This is a genomic window from Citrobacter sp. Colony219 (assembly GCF_019382635.1).
GTDB lineage: Bacteria > Pseudomonadota > Gammaproteobacteria > Enterobacterales > Enterobacteriaceae > Citrobacter > Citrobacter youngae.
The window spans coordinates 392683-413157 of the sequence record NZ_CP080033.1; the positions used below are offsets into that span (position 1 = coordinate 392683).

General features: G+C 52.5%; 16 protein-coding genes, 2 tRNA genes and 2 rRNA genes (1 of these 20 only partly in view). 17 read left to right on the forward strand and 3 right to left on the reverse strand.

Features of this window, described 5'->3' with window-relative positions; all coding sequences use genetic code 11:
* The 5 genes from ubiB to tatD form a co-directional block, all read left to right on the forward strand.
* A partial coding sequence (ubiB, locus tag JTI85_RS01735) for a ubiquinone biosynthesis regulatory protein kinase UbiB (protein ID WP_255575026.1) occupies window positions 1–1281 on the forward strand: 1281 nt, incomplete at its 5' end.
* Between the two features lie 78 nt (window positions 1282–1359).
* Window positions 1360–1614, forward strand: coding sequence for a Sec-independent protein translocase subunit TatA (tatA, locus tag JTI85_RS01740; RefSeq protein WP_003017888.1), 255 nt, complete (start codon window positions 1360–1362; stop codon window positions 1612–1614).
* A 3-nt stretch (window positions 1615–1617) separates the two neighbouring features.
* Window positions 1618–2166 carry a Sec-independent protein translocase protein TatB gene (gene tatB / locus JTI85_RS01745; protein WP_048214091.1) on the forward strand — a complete coding sequence of 183 codons (549 nt, stop codon included), beginning with the start codon at window positions 1618–1620 and terminating at the stop codon, window positions 2164–2166.
* 2 nt (window positions 2167–2168) lie between these two features.
* Window positions 2169–2960: a Sec-independent protein translocase subunit TatC gene (gene tatC / locus JTI85_RS01750; protein WP_048214092.1), complete on the forward strand. Its 792-nt coding sequence runs from the start codon at window positions 2169–2171 to the stop codon at window positions 2958–2960.
* A 41-nt stretch (window positions 2961–3001) separates the two neighbouring features.
* Complete coding sequence (gene tatD / locus JTI85_RS01755; protein ID WP_219352029.1) at window positions 3002–3784, forward strand: 3'-5' ssDNA/RNA exonuclease TatD; 783 nt, start codon at window positions 3002–3004, stop codon at window positions 3782–3784.
* Between the two features lie 10 nt (window positions 3785–3794).
* On the opposite strand, the gene rfaH is transcribed toward tatD, so the two are convergent.
* Window positions 3795–4283: a transcription/translation regulatory transformer protein RfaH gene (gene rfaH / locus JTI85_RS01760; RefSeq protein ID WP_005133248.1), complete on the reverse strand. Its 489-nt coding sequence runs from the start codon at window positions 4281–4283 to the stop codon at window positions 3795–3797.
* A 166-nt stretch (window positions 4284–4449) separates the two neighbouring features.
* Between rfaH and ubiD the strand changes: the two genes are divergently transcribed.
* From ubiD to JTI85_RS01780, 4 genes are all read left to right on the forward strand, one after another.
* Window positions 4450–5943, forward strand: coding sequence for a 4-hydroxy-3-polyprenylbenzoate decarboxylase (gene ubiD / locus JTI85_RS01765; protein WP_040230095.1), 1494 nt, complete (start codon window positions 4450–4452; stop codon window positions 5941–5943).
* 40 nt (window positions 5944–5983) lie between these two features.
* On the forward strand, window positions 5984–6685 hold the full coding sequence (gene fre, locus JTI85_RS01770; protein ID WP_048214095.1) for an NAD(P)H-flavin reductase: 702 nt from the start codon (window positions 5984–5986) through the stop codon (window positions 6683–6685).
* Between the two features lie 229 nt (window positions 6686–6914).
* Window positions 6915–7823 (forward strand): ROK family protein, encoded by a 909-nt coding sequence (locus JTI85_RS01775; protein WP_219352030.1) that lies wholly within the window; start codon window positions 6915–6917, stop codon window positions 7821–7823.
* Window positions 7824–7839: 16 nt separating this feature from the next.
* Window positions 7840–8820, forward strand: a complete 981-nt coding sequence (locus JTI85_RS01780) for a LacI family DNA-binding transcriptional regulator (protein ID WP_115644192.1) — start codon at window positions 7840–7842, stop codon at window positions 8818–8820.
* A 178-nt stretch (window positions 8821–8998) separates the two neighbouring features.
* Here the strand turns inward: JTI85_RS01780 and fadA are convergent, their stop codons facing one another.
* Together fadA and fadB are read right to left on the reverse strand one after the other, a co-directional pair.
* Window positions 8999–10162 (reverse strand): acetyl-CoA C-acyltransferase FadA, encoded by a 1164-nt coding sequence (fadA, locus tag JTI85_RS01785; RefSeq protein ID WP_048214098.1) that lies wholly within the window; start codon window positions 10160–10162, stop codon window positions 8999–9001.
* Window positions 10163–10171: 9 nt separating this feature from the next.
* A complete protein-coding gene (fadB, locus tag JTI85_RS01790) occupies window positions 10172–12361 on the reverse strand; it encodes a fatty acid oxidation complex subunit alpha FadB (RefSeq protein WP_219352031.1) in 2190 nt (729 codons plus the stop codon).
* A gap of 189 nt (window positions 12362–12550) precedes the next feature.
* On the opposite strand from fadB, the gene pepQ reads away from it, so the two are divergent.
* The 8 genes from pepQ to JTI85_RS01830 form a co-directional block, all read left to right on the forward strand.
* The gene (gene pepQ, locus JTI85_RS01795) at window positions 12551–13882 is read left to right on the forward strand and encodes a Xaa-Pro dipeptidase (protein WP_219352032.1); all 1332 of its coding nucleotides are present in this window, start codon (window positions 12551–12553) and stop codon (window positions 13880–13882) included.
* Window positions 13882–14496 carry an IMPACT family protein gene (locus tag JTI85_RS01800; protein ID WP_048214101.1) on the forward strand — a complete coding sequence of 205 codons (615 nt, stop codon included), beginning with the start codon at window positions 13882–13884 and terminating at the stop codon, window positions 14494–14496. The genes pepQ and JTI85_RS01800 overlap by 1 nt, the downstream gene beginning before the upstream one ends.
* Window positions 14497–14534: 38 nt before the next feature.
* On the forward strand, window positions 14535–15986 hold the full coding sequence (gene trkH, locus JTI85_RS01805; protein ID WP_003017848.1) for a Trk system potassium transporter TrkH: 1452 nt from the start codon (window positions 14535–14537) through the stop codon (window positions 15984–15986).
* A gap of 11 nt (window positions 15987–15997) precedes the next feature.
* Window positions 15998–16543: a menaquinone-dependent protoporphyrinogen IX dehydrogenase gene (hemG, locus tag JTI85_RS01810; RefSeq protein WP_005133225.1), complete on the forward strand. Its 546-nt coding sequence runs from the start codon at window positions 15998–16000 to the stop codon at window positions 16541–16543.
* 375 nt (window positions 16544–16918) lie between these two features.
* Window positions 16919–18460: ribosomal RNA gene (locus JTI85_RS01815) — 16S ribosomal RNA — on the forward strand.
* A gap of 71 nt (window positions 18461–18531) precedes the next feature.
* Window positions 18532–18608: transfer RNA gene (locus JTI85_RS01820), tRNA-Ile, on the forward strand.
* A 105-nt stretch (window positions 18609–18713) separates the two neighbouring features.
* Window positions 18714–18789: transfer RNA gene (locus tag JTI85_RS01825), tRNA-Ala, on the forward strand.
* 206 nt (window positions 18790–18995) lie between these two features.
* Window positions 18996–20475 (forward strand): 23S ribosomal RNA (locus JTI85_RS01830) (it continues 1362 nt past the right edge of the window).
* Together the 16S and 23S rRNA genes with 2 tRNA genes alongside form the textbook arrangement of a ribosomal RNA operon.

The window sequence follows — 20475 nt, forward strand, 5'->3', positions numbered from 1 at the left end:
TGGTTTGATGATTTTGAGATAACACCACTGGCATCTGCGTCTATTGCTCAGGTTCATACCGCGCGACTGAAGTCGAATGGCAAAGAGGTGGTGATCAAAGTTATTCGCCCGGACATACTGCCGGTCATCAAAGCGGATTTAAAACTGATCTACCGCCTGGCTCGTTGGGTTCCTCGTCTGCTGCCAGATGGGCGTCGCCTGCGACCAACAGAAGTCGTCCGTGAATATGAAAAAACGTTGATTGATGAGCTAAATCTGCTGCGCGAATCGGCGAACGCCATTCAGCTACGACGTAATTTTGAAGATAGCCCGATGCTGTACATCCCGGAAGTGTATTCCGACTATTGCAGTCAGAACATGATGGTGATGGAGCGCATTTACGGTATCCCGGTTTCAGATGTCACCACGCTTGAGAAGAACGGCACCAATATGAAACTGTTGGCCGAGCGTGGTGTTCAGGTCTTCTTTACTCAGGTATTCCGCGACAGCTTTTTCCATGCAGATATGCACCCTGGGAACATTTTTGTCAGTTATGAGCACCCTGAAAACCCGAAATACATTGGTATTGATTGTGGGATTGTGGGCTCTTTAAACAAAGAAGATAAGCGTTACCTGGCTGAAAACTTCATTGCGTTCTTTAACCGCGATTACCGCAAAGTTGCTGAACTGCACGTGGATTCTGGATGGGTTCCACCGGATACCAACGTTGAAGAGTTCGAATTCGCCATTCGTACCGTGTGTGAGCCGATCTTCGAAAAGCCGCTAGCAGAGATCTCCTTTGGTCACGTGCTGTTGAATCTGTTCAATACGGCACGTCGATTTAATATGGAAGTCCAGCCTCAACTGGTGCTGTTACAGAAGACGCTGTTGTACGTTGAGGGTGTTGGCCGACAGCTCTATCCTCAGTTGGATCTGTGGAAAACGGCCAAACCTTTCCTTGAATCCTGGATTAAAGATCAGGTCGGTATTCCGGCGCTTGTCAGGGCATTTAAAGAAAAAGCACCGTTCTGGGTCGAAAAAATGCCAGAAATACCTGAACTGGTGTATGACAGTTTGCGCCAGGGCAAATATTTACAGCACAGTGTTGATAAGATTGCGCGCGAGCTTCATGCGAATCACGTACGTCAGGGACAATCCCGTTATTTATTGGGTATTGGCGCAACGTTGCTGTTAAGTGGGACATTCCTGCTGGTAAGCCGCCCTGAGTGGGGGCTTATGCCGGGCTGGTTAATCGCGGGTGGTGTTATCGCCTGGCTGATCGGCTGGCGCAAAATGCGCTGATTTTTTCATCGCCCAAGGCAGGTCGTGTAACGTATACTACGGCCTTATTAATTCATCATCTATGACAGAGGAACATGTATGGGTGGTATCAGTATTTGGCAGTTGTTGATCATTGCCGTCATCGTTGTACTGCTATTTGGCACCAAGAAACTCGGCTCCATCGGTTCCGACCTTGGCGCGTCTATTAAAGGCTTCAAGAAAGCGATGGGTGATGATGAACCTAAGCAGGATAAAACCAGCCAGGACGCTGATTTTACCGCTAAATCCATCACCGATAAGCAGGGTGAAGTGAAGAAAGAAGACGCCAAAAGCCAAGATAAAGAGCAGGTATAATCCGTGTTTGATATCGGTTTTAGCGAACTGTTATTGGTGTTCGTTATCGGCCTCATCGTACTGGGGCCACAACGATTGCCAGTGGCAGTAAAAACGGTCGCGGGCTGGGTCCGTGCGCTGCGCTCTCTTGCAACTACTGTGCAGAATGAACTGACCCAGGAGCTTAAGCTTCAGGAGTTTCAGGACAGCCTGAAGAAAGTAGAGAAAGCGAGCCTGACAAATTTGACGCCGGAGCTAAAAGCATCGATGGATGAGCTGCGTGAAGCGGCTGAGTCGATGAAGCGTTCTTACAGCGTGCACGATCCTGAGAAAGCGAGCGATGAAGCGCACACTATCCATAACCCTGTAGTGAAAGGAAGTGAAGCGCAGCACGAGGGGGTTACCCCTGCTACTGCTGAAGCACAGGCCAGTTCGCCGGAGCAAAAACCGGAATCCACGGGTGCTGACACGCCGGAGTTGAAAGACACTGCTTCCGTTACGTCGATGGACGCGGAAAAGAAACCTGCCGCACCTGCTGTCGAATCCTCACCCTCGTCGAGTGATAAACCGTAAACATGTCTGTAGAAGATACTCAACCGCTCATCACGCATCTTATTGAGCTGCGTAAGCGACTCCTGAACTGCATTATTGCGGTTATGGTGATCTTTCTGGCGTTGGTTTATTTTGCCAACGACATTTACCATATGGTTGCGGCACCGCTGATTAAGCAGATGCCTCAGGGTGCAACGATGATCGCCACCGATGTGGCTTCACCGTTCTTTACCCCGATAAAGCTAACCTTTATGGTGTCGCTGATCCTGTCGGCACCAGTGATCCTGTACCAGGTATGGGCATTTATTGCGCCTGCTTTGTATAAGCATGAACGTCGCCTTGTCGTGCCGCTGCTGGTCTCAAGTTCGCTGTTGTTCTATATCGGGATGGCATTCGCCTATTTTGTCGTCTTCCCGTTGGCGTTTGGCTTCCTTGCCAACACAGCTCCGCAAGGCGTGCAGGTTTCGACAGACATTGCCAGTTATCTCAGCTTTGTCATGGCGCTGTTTATGGCGTTTGGTGTCTCTTTTGAGGTTCCTGTCGCCATTGTATTGTTGTGCTGGATGGGCATTACGACACCTGAGGACTTACGTAAGAAACGTCCTTACGTAGTTGTCGGGGCATTTGTCGTGGGGATGTTACTGACTCCACCAGATGTCTTCTCGCAAACGCTGTTGGCGATACCGATGTACTGCCTGTTTGAGGTGGGTGTTTTCTTCTCTCGTTTTTATGTCGGCAAGCGACGTACGCGAGACGAAGACAACGAGGCTGAGAATGCGAAAGAAGCCGAAGCCACCGAGAAAACCGAAGAGTAAATTCAGCCGCCCGTAAGGGCGGTTGTCATATGGGAGGAAGCATGTTTGATATTGGCGTTAATCTAACCAGTTCACAATTTGCGAAAGACAGGGATGAGGTTGTGGCGCGCGCCTTTGCTGCGGGTGTAAACGGCATGCTTCTGACCGGAACAAACCTGCATGAAAGCCAGCAGGCGCTAAAGTTGGCACAGCATTATCCACATTGCTGGTCCACAGCTGGCGTCCACCCGCATGACAGTAGCCAATGGCAATCCTCAACAGAGGCGGAAATTATTGCACTGGCGAACCAGTCCGAAGTGGTCGCCATTGGTGAGTGTGGCCTGGATTTCAATCGTAATTACTCCACTGCGCAGGAACAGGAACGGGCTTTTGAGGCGCAATTGCGTGTTGCCGCCGAATTGCAGATGCCTGTTTTCATGCATTGTCGGGATGCCCACGAACGTTTTTTGACGCTGCTGGAACCCTGGCTGGACAGCCTCCCCGGCGCAGTGCTGCACTGTTTCACTGGCTCGCGCCGGGAGATGCAGGACTGCGTGGACAGAGGGCTTTATATCGGGATTACCGGATGGGTCTGCGATGAGCGTCGGGGTATGGAACTACGGGAGCTACTGCCGTTTATCCCGGTGGAAAGGCTGCTGATAGAAACAGACGCGCCCTATTTACTCCCACGCGATCTGGCCCCGAAGCCGACTTCCCGACGCAATGAACCTGCACACCTGCCGCATATTCTTGAGCGTATTGCGCACTGGCGCGGGGAAGATCCTCAGTGGCTATCAACGGCGATTGATGCCAACGTCAGAACGTTATTCGAAGTGACCTTCTGAGTCAGTCTGTTTATATTTTTCGAAAGCCGGTGTTTTTCACGCTCTGCTTAACCTCTTTATTCAACAGGTTAAGCAGGAGCATGGAACGTGCTTCGCCGTCGGGTTCGGTGAAAATCGCCTTCAACCCTTCAAATGCCCCTTCAGTGATAATGACGCAGTCTCCAGGATGCGGCGTTTCCGGGTCAACAATTCCTTCGGGCTTGTAGATAGAAAGCTGGTGAATGACGGGAGAGGGGACGGTGGCTGGTGTCGCTCCAAAACGTACAAAATGGCTAACGCCACGTGTCGCATTGATGGTCGTGGTGTGGATCACTTCCGGATCGAACTCGACAAACATGTAATTAGGGAAAAGTGGCTCACTGACTGTGGTACGTTTACCACGCACCATTTTTTCCAGGGTGATCATTGGCGTCAAACAGTTTACTGCTTGTCTTTCCAGGTGTTCCTGGGCACGTTGAAGTTGCCCGCGTTTGCAGTACAGTAAATACCAGGCTTGCATAATAACTCTTATCCGCTTGTTCTGAGCGCAAGCATAGCAAAAGTCATTATACACTTCATCTTTCAAGCCTCATCGGTGTTGGTTGCCAGAGTTCACGCTAATTTAACAAAAATACAGCATCACAATGATGAACGCCGTATAATGAGGCGCTTACACAGAGGCCATAATGGACGCCATGAAATATCACGATTTACGCGACTTCCTGACGCAGCTTGAACAGCAGGGCGAGCTCAAACGCATTACGCTTCCAGTGGATCCCCATCTGGAGATCACTGAAATTGCCGATCGCACCTTGCGTGCCGGTGGGCCTGCGCTGTTGTTTGAGAATCCAAAAGGCTATTCAATGCCGGTGCTGTGCAATCTGTTTGGCACGCCGAAGCGTGTCGCCATGGGGATGGGGCAAGAAGATGTCTCAGCACTACGGGAAGTTGGTAAGCTGTTGGCGTTTTTGAAAGAGCCGGAGCCGCCGAAAGGATTCCGCGATCTGTTTGATAAGCTGCCACAGTTCAAGCAGGTGCTGAACATGCCGACCAAACGGCTACGCGGTGCGCCTTGTCAGCAAAAAATTTCTTCAGGCGATGACGTTGATTTAAACCGCATTCCGATTATGACCTGCTGGCCGGAAGATGCTGCGCCACTGATTACATGGGGACTCACCGTCACGCGTGGTCCGCATAAAGAGCGACAGAATCTGGGTATTTATCGCCAACAGTTGATTGGCAAAAATAAGCTCATTATGCGTTGGCTTTCACATCGTGGCGGCGCGCTGGATTATCAGGAGTGGTGCGCTGCACACCCTGGTGAGCGTTTCCCAGTCTCCGTTGCGTTAGGGGCAGACCCGGCGACCATTCTGGGCGCTGTGACCCCTGTACCTGATACATTATCAGAGTACGCCTTCGCCGGGCTGCTGCGTGGCACCAAGACCGAAGTCGTCAAATGCATCTCCAACGATCTCGAAGTACCCGCCAGCGCTGAAATCGTACTGGAAGGTTATATCGAGCCGGGTGAACTGGCACCGGAAGGACCGTATGGCGATCATACGGGTTATTACAATGAAGTGGATAGCTTCCCGGTTTTCACCGTCACCCACATTACCCAACGTGAAGATGCGATTTATCACTCCACCTACACCGGACGCCCACCAGATGAGCCAGCGGTTCTCGGTGTGGCGCTGAATGAGGTCTTTGTTCCTATTCTGCAAAAGCAGTTCCCGGAAATCGTCGACTTTTATCTGCCGCCGGAAGGTTGTTCTTATCGACTGGCCGTGGTGACGATGAAAAAACAGTACGCGGGTCATGCCAAACGCGTCATGATGGGCGTTTGGTCATTTTTGCGTCAGTTTATGTACACCAAATTTGTTATTGTCTGCGATGATGATGTCAACGCACGTGACTGGAACGATGTGATTTGGGCAATTACTACCCGTATGGACCCGGCCCGGGATACGGTACTGGTAGAGAATACGCCGATTGATTACCTGGATTTTGCCTCGCCGGTTTCCGGCCTTGGTTCAAAAATGGGGCTGGATGCCACAAATAAATGGCCGGGTGAAACCCAACGAGAGTGGGGACGCCCGATTAAAAAAGATCCTGAAGTGACTGCGCGTATTGACGCAATTTGGGATGAATTAGCCATCTTTAATGACGGCAAAAGCGCCTGAGGCGCGATCGTTTTGCCTATTGATCCGACAGAGAGAGCGCATGACAACCTTAAGCTGTAAAGTGACCTCGGTAGAAGCTATCACTGACACCGTATATCGCGTACGTTTAGTGCCGGACGCGGCGTTTTCCTTTCGTGCAGGTCAGTATTTAATGGTCGTGATGGACGAACGTGATAAACGTCCGTTCTCCATGGCATCTACGCCGGATGAGCATGGGTTCATTGAGCTGCACGTGGGTGCTTCTGAGCTAAATCTTTATGCCATGGCTGTTATGGACCGAATTCTGAAAGATCGGGAAATTAAGGTCGATATCCCGCACGGTGAAGCCTGGCTGCGGGATGATGAGAATCGTCCGCTGATCCTGATTGCCGGAGGTACAGGGTTCTCTTACGTGCGTTCTATTCTGCTTACCGCGCTGGCGCGCAATCCAAACCGCGATATCACTATTTACTGGGGCGGGCGCGAAGAGAAGCATCTCTACGATCTCTCAGAGCTGGAAGCATTGTCGGTGAATCACCCGAACCTGCGCGTTGAGCCGGTGGTAGAGCAGCCTGAAGACGGCTGGCGTGGTCGTACGGGAACCGTATTAACGGCAGTATTACAGGATTACGGCACTCTGGCGGAACATGATATTTATATCGCCGGGCGTTTCGAGATGGCTAAAATCGCGCGCGACCTGTTCTGCAATGAACGTAGTGCGCGTGAAGATCGCCTGTTTGGCGACGCTTTCGCGTTCATTTAAGCGCTGTGCGCCGGATCCCTTCCGGCGCATCCATTACCAACCTTACTTCTTCTAACTGGGTGCAAACCCGGTCTTGTTGTTTCTCTTTTTCAGCATATTTTTTAGTAAACATGTTTTTTCTATCTATTAATCATAAAACTGAGTTTTTGTGACGGGTTTCATTTTGTTTAGTAAACAAAATGGGCAAGCTGTATCGCATCACATTGCGGGACGTCAGCGAGGGAAAACCATGAGGCTCGGACTGGATATCGGCGGGACTAAAATTGAAGCGGTGGTGATTGATAACGCAGGTGAAATTGTTTTCTGCGAGCGAAGTGCGACACCAAAGCAGAGTTACGGTGATTTTTTCCAGGCTGTGACCGAGATGATTGCTAAGGCGAGACAGGCCGTTAATCAGCCTTTATCGGTGGGTATCGGGGTGCCCGGCGCGGTGGATAGCGAAGGTTTGATTAAGAATTCCAATATCCTGGTGCTGAATCAGCAGGCTTTTTCGCAAGATCTTGAGCGTGCATTAGGAATGCCAGTGCCCGTAACTAATGACGCCAACTGCTTCACACTGTCGGAAGCGATGGACGGTAGCGGACGGGGCTATCGTGTCGTATTTGGCGTTATCCTCGGTACCGGATGCGGTGGTGGACTATGCATCGATAACCGTTTGATCTCTGGACCTAACGCCTGTGCAGGAGAGTGGGGACATAATGCATTGCCGCGCTACCACGAATCTCGGGACGGGGCTGAAGTGACATGCTATTGCGGACAGGTGAACTGTATTGAGAGCTTTATTTCCGGCAGCGGCCTGGAGCGTCAGTATATGAATCACACCGCGCAACATGCGGGTGTGCCACAAATTATGCAACGGGTAGAATCGGGTGATACGGTAGCCTGTTTGTTATGGGAACGCTATTGCGATCAGCTGGCGCGTGCGTTGGCGGGGGTTGTGAATACGCTCGATCCCGATGTTATCGTGCTGGGGGGCGGGGTATCTAATATCGCTTTACTGTACACAGGCTTGCAGGCGCGAGTGGCACAATACGTGTTTGGTAAACAGTGCCGTACGCCGATCGTTCAGGCCCGACACGGCGACAGTAGCGGCGTACGCGGCGCGGCCTGGCTGGGAGCACAACAGGCCACCGTGTAGAATTAATGAGAGTGAAATGACGAAACCTGTACGAATCAGAGATATTGCCGAAGCCTGCGGCGTTTCAGTTGGCGCTGTATCCCGTGCACTAAAAGGGCAGCCAGGGCTACGTGAAGATACCCGGCTGCGCATTATTTCTGTCGCGCAGCAGCAGGGCTATGATTTTTCCCGTCTGCGCAGTGACAAGCTCAAGCGAGTCCTGTTTTTGCTTCACCGCCAGCACAATATCAGCCGGGCATTGCCGTTTTACTCGCAGCTGCTGCTGGGTATCGATGATGCCTGCCGGGATCAGGGTATTGCGCTGAGTTTTCTCTCTATAGGCCCAGGTGATGCAGTGAGTGAGCAGGTGATGCTGCACCAGCCGGATGCGCTGATCTGCGCCGGTTTTTTTGAGCCTGAATTACTTGGCTTGCTGCAACAGATGAAATTGCCGTTGGTGCTGGTGGATCTGTGGGCTCCAGGTTTGCCATGCGTCAATCCGGACAATACCCAGGGCGGCTATCTGGCGACAAAACACTTGATCGAACAGGGGCGCAGCCGTATCGCTTTTCTTGCCAGTTCGCTTGCGCACTACAGCATCCGTCAGCGCGAGAAGGGCTACCGTCAGGCATTGTATGAGGCCCGTTTGCTGATGCCGCCAGAATACGACGCCGTTGCGCCACCGCTGCTGGATACCGAGCAATCCCTGGTGGAAGCGGTTAATGAGCTTTTCAGGCTGCCGGAGCCGCCTGATGCCATTTTTGCCTATAACGACGCGGCGGCGATGGTTGTTCAGCGGGTGTGTGCGCAGCAGGATATACGTATCCCGGAAGATCTCGCGCTGGTGGGGTTTGATGATATCGATGCTGCGGCCTGGTCACATCCGCCGCTGACCACTATTGCGGTTGATAAAAAGCAACTGGGGCGTGAAGCGCTGCGTTTATTGCTGGAAGAGAAACTGGAAGAGAATCTGCTGTTGCCGGTGCAATTAGTGGTGCGTGGTAGTTCAGGTAAATAAAAAACCCGCCCCTGACAGGCGGGAAGAACGGCAACTAAACCTTTCCCCGTCATAATTCACTCTGCCTCWTTGTTGGCTGCCTTYRCKCACCCCRGTCACATAGTWAWCTATGCTCCYGGGGATTYGYTCAGTTGCCGCCGCGATGCAGCGCGAATTATTTAGGGGAATTTATCTTTGATTAAACTCGCTCAAATACCGTCGCGATGCCCTGACCTAACCCGATACACATCGTTGCCAGACCAAACTGCACGTCTTTGCGTTCCATCAGGTTGAGCAGGGTGGTGCTAATCCGCGCGCCGGAACATCCTAGTGGGTGGCCCAGGGCGATCGCGCCGCCGTTGAGGTTGATCTTCTCGTCTATCTGCTCCATCAGCCCCAGATCTTTAATGCACGGCAGGATCTGGGCGGCAAAGGCTTCGTTCATCTCAAACAAGCCGATGTCGCTGGAGGAGAGTCCCGCTTTTTTCAGCGCCAGTTTTGAGGCCGGAACCGGACCGTAACCCATGATTGACGGGTCGCAGCCAACAACAGCCATCGAACGAATACGGGCACGCGGCGTCAGACCCAGCTCACGGGCGCGACTTTCACTCATGACCAGCATCGCCGCTGCGCCGTCGGAGAGCGCGGAGGAAGTACCGGCAGTGACCGTTCCACTAACCGGATCGAACGCCGGGCGCAGGGTGGAGAGCGCTTCAACGGTTGTCTCCGGGCGGATAACCTCATCGTAGTTAAACTGCTTCAGCACGCCGTCGGCATCATGACCGCCGGTCGGGATGATTTCGTTTTTAAATGCGCCAGACTGTGTTGCAGCCCAGGCGCGAGCATGTGAACGTGCGGCGAAAGCATCCTGCATTTCACGACTGATACCGTGCATACGCGAGAGCATTTCTGCCGTCAGCCCCATCATCCCCGCAGCTTTTGCTACGTTGCGGCTCATGCCTGGATGGAAATCAACGCCGTGGCTCATTGGTACATGGCCCATATGCTCCACGCCACCAATCAGGCACGCCTGAGCATCGCCGGTCATGATCATACGTGCCGCGTCGTGCAGCGCCTGCATCGAGGAACCGCACAGGCGGTTCACGGTGACCGCCGGAACGGAGTGCGGGATTTCCGCCAGCAGCGCGGCGTTACGGGCGATGTTGAAACCCTGCTCCAGCGTTTGCTGCACACAGCCCCAGTAAATGTCATCCAGCGCGGTTGGCTCCAGTGCCGGATTACGCGCCAGCAGGCTACGCATTAAGTGTGCGGAGAGATCTTCTGCCCGTACGTTACGAAACGCGCCCCCTTTTGAACGGCCCATCGGGGTACGGATCGCATCAACAATTACAACCTGTTCCATTGTGACTCCTTAAGCCGTTTTCAGGCTGCCAACCGGGCGGGCAGGCTCAACCTGGGGATAATACGGTTCGTTATGGCGCGCCTTATCACGCAGACCAGCCGGAACTTCATACAGCGCTCCGAGGTGCTGATACTGCTGAGCCATATCGAGATACTTCGCGCTGCCGAGCGTATCCAGCCAGCGGAACGCGCCGCCGTGGAACGGAGGGAAGCCCAGGCCATACACCAGCGCCATATCGGCTTCTGCCGGGCTGGCGATAATGCCTTCTTCCAGGCACCGTACCACTTCGTTGACCATTGGGATCATCATGCGAGCGATAATCTCTTCATCACTGAATTCGCGTTTCGGCTGGCTGACTTCTGCCAGCAGATCATCAACGGTGGCATCCTCTTCTTTTTTCGGCTTGCCCTTGTTGTCTTCTTTATAACGCCAGAATCCGAGGCCGTTTTTCTGCCCGAAACGGCTGGCATCAAACAGCGCATCAATCGCATCGCGATAATCTTTCTGCATACGCTGTGGGAAGCCCGCGGACATTACCGCCTGTGCGTGATGTGCGGTATCAATACCCACCACGTCCAGCAGATAAGCCGGGCCCATTGGCCAGCCAAACTGTTTTTCCATGACTTTGTCGACTTTGCGGAAATCCGCCCCATCGCGCAGCAGCTGGCTGAAACCGGCAAAATACGGGAACAGCACGCGGTTCACGAAGAAACCGGGGCAATCGTTGACCACAATTGGCGTTTTGCCCATCTGGCTTGCCCACGCGACAACTTTGGCGATGGTTTCATCCGAGCTTTTCTCGCCGCGAATGATCTCAACCAGCGGCATACGGTGCACCGGGTTAAAGAAGTGCATCCCACAGAAGTTTTCCGGGCGCTTGAGCGCGCTGGCCAGTTCGTTGATTGGGATGGTGGAGGTATTCGACGCCAGTACCGTATCCGGGCGAACTTTGTCTTCAGTCTCCGCCAGCACCGCTTTTTTCACTTTCGGGTTTTCTACGACCGCTTCAACCACCACATCCACACGCTCAAAACCGCTATAGTCGAGGGTTGGATGAATAGTGGAAATCACGCCCGCCATTTTCAGACCGTCAATTTTGCCGCGCTCAAGCTGTTTGTTCAGTAGCTTGGCCGCTTCGGTCATGCCGAGCGTTAATGATTTGTCGTTGATATCTTTCATCACAACCGGCACGCCTTTCCAGGCTGACTGATACGCGATGCCGCCGCCCATAATGCCTGCACCCAGCACTGCCGCTTGCTTTGGTGCTTCAATATTTTTGGTGAGCTTTTTGGCTTTGGCTTTCACGAACTGATCGTTCAGGAAGATCCCAACCAGCGCGCGAGCTTCACTGGTGTGCGCCAGTGGCACAAAGCTTTTATTTTCCAGATTCAGCGCTTCTTCACGGCCAAAACGAGCCGCTGCTTCAATGGTTTTTACCGCGGTAATCGGTGCGGGATAATGCTTACCTGCCGTCTTCGCCACCATGCCTTTGGCGATGGTAAAGCTCATAGCCGCTTCAATTTTGCTGAGTTTCAACGGCTCCAGCTTCGGCTGACGTTTGGCTTTCCAGTCGAGATCGCCATTAATTGCCTGACGTAATACGGCAATCGCGCCATCAAGCAGTTTGTCTTGCTTCACCACACCATCGACCAGGCCGATTTTTAGCGCCTGGTCAGCGCCAACATCTTTACCTGCAGCAATGATTTCCAGCGCGCTGTCCGCGCCCAGCATACGTGGCATACGCACGGAACCGCCAAAGCCCGGCATAATGCCCAGCTTGGTTTCCGGCAGACCGATGCGCAGGTCTGGTGTTGCCAGACGATAATCGGTTGCCAGGACACACTCGCAGCCACCGCCCAGCGCGTAACCGTTTACCGCAGAGAGGGTCGGAACAGGCAGATCTTCGAGGCGGTTAAAGACGCTGTTGGCAAAATGCAGCCACTGGCTTAACTGTTCTTCAGGCACGAGGAACAGTGAAAGGAATTCGGTGATATCGGCACCAACAATAAAGGCTGCTTTGTTAGAACGCAGCAGCAGCCCTTTTAAATTCGGTTGTTTTTCCAGCACATCAAGCGCATGGCCCAGGCTGGCAACGGTGGCCGTGTCGAGTTTATTGACCGAACCAGGGGCATCGAACACCAGTTCGGCGATGCCATCTTCCAGCCAGTCGAGGTACAGGGTGTCGCCTTTGTAAAGCATGTCAGTCTCCTGAATCCGCAAGGTGATCTGGTCATACCAGATGAATCGAAGTGTGTATTTTGTGTTAATAAAATGCAAATGAATGATTAAAGAAATGACGATTTGATCACGCTCGGCAGAAATCACGCACTCACAAGGCGATGTGCTAAGATGCGGAGACTTGAGGTCAAAAAAACAGAAGGATAGAAAATGGAATCACTGGCCGCTCTCTATAAAAATCATATCGTTACCCTACAGGAACGGACGCGCGACGCGCTGGAACGCTTTAAGCTGGATGCGTTACTTATTCACTCAGGTGAGCTGATTAACGTCTTTCTCGACGATCATCCATATCCGTTTAAGGTTAATCCGCAATTCAAAGCCTGGGTGCCTGTAACGCAGGTTCCTAACTGCTGGTTGCTGGTGGATGGCGTGAACAAGCCGAAACTGTGGTTCTACCTGCCGGTCGATTACTGGCACAACGTTGAGCCGCTGCCGACCTCCTTCTGGACGGAAGAAATTGAGATCATCGCGCTGCCAAAAGCGGATGGTATTGGTAGTCAACTGCCTGCGGCTCGCGGCAATATCGGTTACATTGGTCCGGTTCCGGAACGCGCACTGCAGCTGGATATCGCGGCCAGCAACATCAACCCGAAAGGGGGGATCGACTACCTGCACTATTACCGCGCCTATAAAACAGATTACGAACTGGCCTGTATGCGCGAAGCGCAGAAAATGGCGGTGAATGGACACCGTGCCGCGGAAGAAGCGTTCCGTTCCGGAATGAGCGAGTTTGACATCAACCTCGCTTACCTGACGGCTACCGGTCATCGTGACACCGACGTGCCGTACAGCAATATCGTTGCACTTAACGAGCATGCTTCGGTTCTGCATTACACCAAGCTGGATCATCAGGCTCCGTCTGAAATCCGCAGCTTCCTGCTGGACGCGGGTGCGGAATATAACGGCTATGCGGCAGACCTGACGCGTACCTGGTCGGCGAAAAGCGACAACGACTATGCGCATCTGGTGAAAGATGTGAATGACGAGCAACTGGCGCTTATTGCCACGATGAAAGCAGGCACCAGCTATGTGGATTACCACATTCAGTTCCATCAGCGCATCGCGAAACTGCTGCGTAAGCATCAAATCATCACCGATATGAGTGAAGAGGCGATGGTAGAAAACGATCTTACCGGGCCGTTTATGCCGCACGGCATTGGTCACCCGCTGGGTCTGCAGGTGCATGATGTTGCTGGCTTTATGCAGGATGATACGGGCACACACCTTGCCGCGCCGTCGAAGTATCCTTATCTGCGTTGCACCCGCGTTTTGCAACCGGGCATGGTTCTGACCATCGAACCGGGCATCTACTTTATTGAATCGCTGTTGGCACCGTGGCGTGAAGGGCAATTCAGCAAACACTTCAACTGGCAGAAAATCGAAGCCCTGAAGCCGTTCGGCGGGATTCGTATTGAAGACAACGTGGTTGTCCACGAGAGCAATATTGAAAACATGACCCGGGATTTGAAACTGGCGTAATGGACAGTTGGTTAATCCCTGCGGCGCCGGTTAGCGTCGTTGAAGAGATCAAAAAAAGCCGCTTCATTACGTTGCTCGCCCATACGGACGGTGTAGAAGCGGCGAAAGCGTTTGTTGAGTCAGTCAGAGCGGAACACCCGGATGCACGTCATCATTGTGTGGCGTGGGTGGCGGGTGCGCCCAATGACTCGCAACAGCTGGGATTTTCAGACGATGGCGAACCGGCGGGTACCGCAGGCAAACCGATGCTCGCTCAACTGATGGGGAGCGGCGTTGGTGAGATTACTGCGGTGGTGGTGCGCTACTACGGCGGTATCCTTCTCGGTACGGGGGGGTTGGTAAAAGCCTACGGTGGTGGTGTGAATCAGGCGCTGCGCCAGTTAACGACACAGCGCAAGACGCCATTAACCGAATATACTTTGCAGTGTGAGTACGGCCAACTGGCAGGCATTGAAACACTGTTGGGGCAGTTTGACGGTAAAATCGTTTTCAGTGATTACCAGGCATTCGTTCTGCTTCGGGTAGCACTTCCTTATGCGAAAGTGGATGAATTTTCAGCAAAGCTGGCGGATTTTAGTCGTGGTTCATTGCAATTGTTATCGATTGCAGAATAATCCCCACCTCATTTTAAAGAACTAAGGAAGCGGCAGAGATGCATTTTCGCGCCATCACCCGAATCGTTGGACTGCTGGTCATCTTATTTTCGGGAACGATGATCATCCCCGGACTGGTAGCACTTATCTACCGTGATGGTGCGGGTCGTGCATTTACCCAAACTTTCTTCGTGGCTCTGGCTATCGGCTCCATGCTGTGGTGGCCAAACCGTAAAGAGAAGGGCGAACTGAAATCCCGTGAAGGGTTTTTGATCGTCGTCTTATTCTGGACCGTGCTGGGGAGCGTGGGTGCGTTGCCGTTCATTTTTGCGGAAAGTCCTAACCTCACGATCACCGATGCTTTTTTTGAATCCTTTTCCGGGTTAACAACCACAGGTGCGACGACGCTGGTGGGGCTGGATTCACTGCCGCATGCCATTCTCTTTTATCGCCAGATGCTGCAATGGTTCGGCGGGATGGGGATCATCGTGCTGGCGGTGGCTATCCTGCCTATTCTTGGCGTGGGTGGCATGCAGCTCTATCGGGCAGAAATGCCTGGGCCGCTGAAAGATAATAAAATGCGCCCGCGTATTGCCGAAACGGCAAAAACCTTGTGGCTCATCTATGTGCTATTGACGGTTGCGTGTGCGCTGGCGCTGTGGTTTGCCGGCATGCCTGCCTTTGACGCCATTGGGCACAGCTTCGCCACCATTGCTATCGGCGGCTTTTCCACACACGATGCCAGTGTGGGGTATTTCGACAGCCCCACGATTAACACGATTATTGCTATCTTCCTGCTGATCTCCGGTTGTAACTATGGCCTGCACTTCTCTTTATTAAGCGGGCGTAGTCTGAAGGTCTACTGGCGCGATCCGGAATTCCGCATGTTTATCGGGGTGCAGCTAACGCTGGTGGCCGTCTGTACGCTGGTGTTGTGGATACATAATACCTATGGGTCGGCGCTCACGACGATCAACCAGGCATTTTTCCAGGTGGTATCGATGGCGACGACCGCCGGATTTACTACGGACAGTATTGCTCGCTGGCCGTTGTTCCTGCCGGTGCTACTACTGTGTTCTGCGTTTATTGGTGGCTGTGCCGGGTCAACGGGCGGTGGCTTGAAGGTGATTCGTATCTTGTTACTGTTCAAACAGGGTAACCGCGAACTGAAGCGACTGGTTCACCCCAATGCGGTCTATAGCATTAAGTTGGGCAACCGAGCGTTGCCGGAACGAATCCTTGAAGCGGTATGGGGCTTCTTTTCTGCCTATGCGCTGGTCTTTATTATCAGTATGCTGGCAATTATTGCGACCGGTGTGGATGACTTCTCTGCGTTTGCCTCAGTTGTGGCGACGCTGAATAACCTCGGGCCTGGGCTGGGGGTTGTTGCCGACAATTTTGCCAGCATGAACCCGGTGGCGAAATGGATCCTGATTGCCAACATGCTGTTTGGTCGTCTGGAGGTCTTTACTCTGCTGGTGCTCTTTACCCCTACTTTCTGGCGTGAATAATGGAGTAACACGTGAAAACACTGATTCTTTTTTCTTCCCGGGACGGACAAACGCGCGAAATCGCTGAGTATCTGGCTTCTGAACTTAAAGAGCTGGGTGTCTGGGCAGATGTCATGAATTTGCATCGTACCGAAGAGCCTGAGTGGAAAAATTATGACAGTGTGGTGATTGGTGCATCAATTCGCTATGGCCATTACCATTCTGCATTTCAGGAATTTGTGAAAAAGCATGCCACGCAGCTGAATACGATGCCGAGTGCGTTTTACTCTGTAAACCTGGTTGCCCGTAAACCGGAGAAACGCACACCGCAAACTAATAGCTATGCGCGTAAGTTTCTGATGAGTTCACCGTGGCGACCAGACCACAGTGCAGTCATTGCGGGTGCTTTGTTGTATCCCCGCTATCGCTGGTATGACCGCGTCATGATCCAACTGATTATGAAGATGTCAGGTGGTGAAACGGATACGAAGAAAGAAGTGATCTATACCGACTGGGAACAGGTGGCGGGATTTGCCCGGGAAATTGCCCAATTAACCAACAAAACGTTGTTAAAATAAACGCAAAGAATAAAAAACACGCACTTGGAAAATTATTTTAAATTTCCCCTTGTCAGCCTGAAATAACTCCCTATAATGCGCCTCCACTGACACGGAACAACGGCACGCAAGCCGCCGGGTCAGCGGGGTTCCACTGAGAACTCCGGCGAAGAAAGCGAAATTAAATGCTTGACTTCGTAGCGGGATGGCGTAATATGCACACCCCGCGCCGCTGAGAAAAAGCGAAGCGGCACTGCTCTTTAACAATTTATCAGACAATCTGTGTGGGCACTCGAAGATACGGATTCTTAACGTCGCAAGACGAAAAATGAATACCAAGTCTCTGAGTGAACATACGTAATTCATTACGAAGTTTAATTCACGAGCATCAAACTTAAATTGAAGAGTTTGATCATGGCTCAGATTGAACGCTGGCGGCAGGCCTAACACATGCAAGTCGAACGGTAGCACAGAGGAGCTTGCTCCTTGGGTGACGAGTGGCGGACGGGTGAGTAATGTCTGGGAAACTGCCCGATGGAGGGGGATAACTACTGGAAACGGTAGCTAATACCGCATAATGTCGCAAGACCAAAGAGGGGGACCTTCGGGCCTCTTGCCATCGGATGTGCCCAGATGGGATTAGCTAGTAGGTGGGGTAACGGCTCACCTAGGCGACGATCCCTAGCTGGTCTGAGAGGATGACCAGCCACACTGGAACTGAGACACGGTCCAGACTCCTACGGGAGGCAGCAGTGGGGAATATTGCACAATGGGCGCAAGCCTGATGCAGCCATGCCGCGTGTATGAAGAAGGCCTTCGGGTTGTAAAGTACTTTCAGCGAGGAGGAAGGCGTTGTGGTTAATAACCGCAGCGATTGACGTTACTCGCAGAAGAAGCACCGGCTAACTCCGTGCCAGCAGCCGCGGTAATACGGAGGGTGCAAGCGTTAATCGGAATTACTGGGCGTAAAGCGCACGCAGGCGGTCTGTCAAGTCGGATGTGAAATCCCCGGGCTCAACCTGGGAACTGCATCCGAAACTGGCAGGCTAGAGTCTTGTAGAGGGGGGTAGAATTCCAGGTGTAGCGGTGAAATGCGTAGAGATCTGGAGGAATACCGGTGGCGAAGGCGGCCCCCTGGACAAAGACTGACGCTCAGGTGCGAAAGCGTGGGGAGCAAACAGGATTAGATACCCTGGTAGTCCACGCCGTAAACGATGTCGACTTGGAGGTTGTGCCCTTGAGGCGTGGCTTCCGGAGCTAACGCGTTAAGTCGACCGCCTGGGGAGTACGGCCGCAAGGTTAAAACTCAAATGAATTGACGGGGGCCCGCACAAGCGGTGGAGCATGTGGTTTAATTCGATGCAACGCGAAGAACCTTACCTACTCTTGACATCCAGAGAACTTGGCAGAGATGCTTTGGTGCCTTCGGGAACTCTGAGACAGGTGCTGCATGGCTGTCGTCAGCTCGTGTTGTGAAATGTTGGGTTAAGTCCCGCAACGAGCGCAACCCTTATCCTTTGTTGCCAGCGGTCCGGCCGGGAACTCAAAGGAGACTGCCAGTGATAAACTGGAGGAAGGTGGGGATGACGTCAAGTCATCATGGCCCTTACGAGTAGGGCTACACACGTGCTACAATGGCGCATACAAAGAGAAGCGACCTCGCGAGAGCAAGCGGACCTCATAAAGTGCGTCGTAGTCCGGATTGGAGTCTGCAACTCGACTCCATGAAGTCGGAATCGCTAGTAATCGTGGATCAGAATGCCACGGTGAATACGTTCCCGGGCCTTGTACACACCGCCCGTCACACCATGGGAGTGGGTTGCAAAAGAAGTAGGTAGCTTAACCTTCGGGAGGGCGCTTACCACTTTGTGATTCATGACTGGGGTGAAGTCGTAACAAGGTAACCGTAGGGGAACCTGCGGTTGGATCACCTCCTTACCTTAAAGAAGCGTTCTTTGAAGTGCTCACACAGATTGTCTGATGAAAATTAGCAGTAAGAAAATCTCTGCAGGCTTGTAGCTCAGGTGGTTAGAGCGCACCCCTGATAAGGGTGAGGTCGGTGGTTCAAGTCCACTCAGGCCTACCAAATTCTTTCTGATACCGCGTTGTGAAACGACTCGCATACTTCAGTATGCTTCGCCGCTCCACGCCTTGTCTCAGCAAGAATTAAGGTGAATGAGATAACTACGATGGGGCTATAGCTCAGCTGGGAGAGCGCCTGCTTTGCACGCAGGAGGTCTGCGGTTCGATCCCGCATAGCTCCACCATCTTTACTGCAAAAACACAAGAAAACTTCAGAGTGTACCTGAAAAGGTTCACTGCGAAGTTTTGCTCTTTAAAAATCTGGATCAAGCTGAAAATTGAAACGACACACTGTTTCATTTCTCCGTAATAAGAAATGAAAAATGGTGTGTTCGAGTCTCTCAAATTTTCGCAACACGGTGGTGTTTTACGAAACATCTTCGGGTTGTGAGGTTAAGCGACTAAGCGTACACGGTGGATGCCCTGGCAGTCAGAGGCGATGAAGGACGTGCTAATCTGCGATAAGCGTCGGTAAGGTGATATGAACCGTTATAACCGGCGATTTCCGAATGGGGAAACCCAGTGTGATTCGTCACACTATCATTACGTGAATACATAGCGTAATGAAGCGAACCGGGGGAACTGAAACATCTAAGTACCCCGAGGAAAAGAAATCAACCGAGATTCCCCCAGTAGCGGCGAGCGAACGGGGAGCAGCCCAGAGTCTGAATCAGCTTGTGTGTTAGTGGAACGGTCTGGAAAGTCCGACGGTACAGGGTGATAGTCCCGTACACCAAAATGCACAGGTTGTGAACTCGAAGAGTAGGGCGGGACACGTGGTATCCTGTCTGAATATGGGGGGACCATCCTCCAAGGCTAAATACTCCTGACTGACCGATAGTGAACCAGTACCGTGAGGGAAAGGCGAAAAGAACCCCGGCGAGGGGAGTGAAAAAGAACCTGAAACCGTGTACGTACAAGCAGTGGGAGCCTACTTGTTAGGTGACTGCGTACCTTTTGTATAATGGGTCAGCGACTTATATTCTGTAGCAAGGTTAACCGTATAGGGGAGCCGAAGGGAAACCGAGTCTTAACTGGGCGTTAAGTTGCAGGGTATAGACCCGAAACCCGGTGATCTAGCCATGGGCAGGTTGAAGGTTGGGTAACACTAACTGGAGGACCGAACCGACTAATGTTGAAAAATTAGCGGATGACTTGTGGCTGGGGGTGAAAGGCCAATCAAACCGGGAGATAGCTGGTTCTCCCCGAAAGCTATTTAGGTAGCGCCTCGTGAACTCATCTTCGGGGGTAGAGCACTGTTTCGGCTAGGGGGTCATCCCGACTTACCAACCCGATGCAAACTGCGAATACCGAAGAATGTTATCACGGGAGACACACGGCGGGTGCTAACGTCCGTCGTGAAGAGGGAAACAACCCAGACCGCCAGCTAAGGTCCCAAAGTCACAGTTAAGTGGGAAACGATGTGGGAAGGCACAGACAGCCAGGATGTTGGCTTAGAAGCAGCCATCATTTAAAGAAAGCGTAATAGCTCACTGGTCGAGTCGGCCTGCGCGGAAGATGTAACGGGGCTAAACTGTGCACCGAAGCTGCGGCAGCGACACTATGTGTTGTTGGGTAGGGGAGCGTTCTGTAAGCCGTTGAAGGTGTGTCGTGAGGCATGCTGGAGGTATCAGAAGTGCGAATGCTGACATAAGTAACGATAATGCGGGTGAAAAACCCGCACGCCGGAAGACCAAGGGTTCCTGTCCAACGTTAATCGGGGCAGGGTGAGTCGACCCCTAAGGCGAGGCCGAAAGGCGTAGTCGATGGGAAACAGGTTAATATTCCTGTACTTGGTGTTACTGCGAAGGGGGGACGGAGAAGGCTATGTTAGCCGGGCGACGGTTGTCCCGGTTTAAGCATGTAGGCGG

Bases quoted from the DNA above. Each gene is read 5' to 3' on its own strand.
- trkH (WP_003017848.1), top strand. From the start codon at position 14,535: ATGCATTTTCGCGCCATCACCCGAATCGTTGGACTGCTGGTCATCTTA.
- tatC (WP_048214092.1), top strand. From the start codon at position 2,169: ATGTCTGTAGAAGATACTCAACCGCTCATCACGCATCTTATTGAGCTG.
- pepQ (WP_219352032.1), top strand. From the start codon at position 12,551: ATGGAATCACTGGCCGCTCTCTATAAAAATCATATCGTTACCCTACAG.
- fadA (WP_048214098.1), bottom strand. From the start codon at position 10,162: ATGGAACAGGTTGTAATTGTTGATGCGATCCGTACCCCGATGGGCCGT.
- rfaH (WP_005133248.1), bottom strand. From the start codon at position 4,283: ATGCAAGCCTGGTATTTACTGTACTGCAAACGCGGGCAACTTCAACGT.
- fre (WP_048214095.1), top strand. From the start codon at position 5,984: ATGACAACCTTAAGCTGTAAAGTGACCTCGGTAGAAGCTATCACTGAC.
- tatD (WP_219352029.1), top strand. From the start codon at position 3,002: ATGTTTGATATTGGCGTTAATCTAACCAGTTCACAATTTGCGAAAGAC.
- ubiD (WP_040230095.1), top strand. From the start codon at position 4,450: ATGGACGCCATGAAATATCACGATTTACGCGACTTCCTGACGCAGCTT.
- JTI85_RS01775 (WP_219352030.1), top strand. From the start codon at position 6,915: ATGAGGCTCGGACTGGATATCGGCGGGACTAAAATTGAAGCGGTGGTG.
- JTI85_RS01780 (WP_115644192.1), top strand. From the start codon at position 7,840: ATGACGAAACCTGTACGAATCAGAGATATTGCCGAAGCCTGCGGCGTT.
- fadB (WP_219352031.1), bottom strand. From the start codon at position 12,361: ATGCTTTACAAAGGCGACACCCTGTACCTCGACTGGCTGGAAGATGGC.
- tatA (WP_003017888.1), top strand. From the start codon at position 1,360: ATGGGTGGTATCAGTATTTGGCAGTTGTTGATCATTGCCGTCATCGTT.
- JTI85_RS01800 (WP_048214101.1), top strand. From the start codon at position 13,882: ATGGACAGTTGGTTAATCCCTGCGGCGCCGGTTAGCGTCGTTGAAGAG.